The sequence below is a fragment of the Streptomyces hilarionis genome, from assembly GCF_024539675.1.
GTDB lineage: Bacteria > Actinomycetota > Actinomycetes > Streptomycetales > Streptomycetaceae > Streptomyces > Streptomyces hilarionis.
Genome location: NZ_JAHHIT010000759.1, coordinates 1 through 264, shown reverse-complemented (window position 1 = coordinate 264; position 264 = coordinate 1). Strand labels below are relative to the sequence as shown.

1 protein-coding gene is annotated in these 264 nt (G+C 58.0%); it reads left to right on the top strand.

The window, feature by feature from the left end; all coding sequences use genetic code 11:
- Positions 1 to 264 (top strand): L,D-transpeptidase (locus tag KMS84_RS40260; protein WP_256921611.1); only part of this gene is annotated, 264 nt, incomplete at both ends.

Here is a 264-nt window from a genome sequence, read left to right as displayed (position 1 = left end):
ATGCCACCAGAATCATGGACTCCTCGACGGTTGGCATCCCTAAGGGGAGCTCGGATTATTACCACCTCAAGGTCAAGTACGCCATGCGCGTCACCTACACCGGTGAGTTTATCCACGCCGCGCCGTGGTCCGAGCGCTCTCAGGGCAGCGCCAATGTCTCGCACGGTTGCGTCGGTTTGTCCACCGAGAACGCCAGATGGCTGTTTAACTTCTGCGCCGCCGGTGATCCCGTCATCAACTCAGGTTCAAACCGTATGTTCAAGC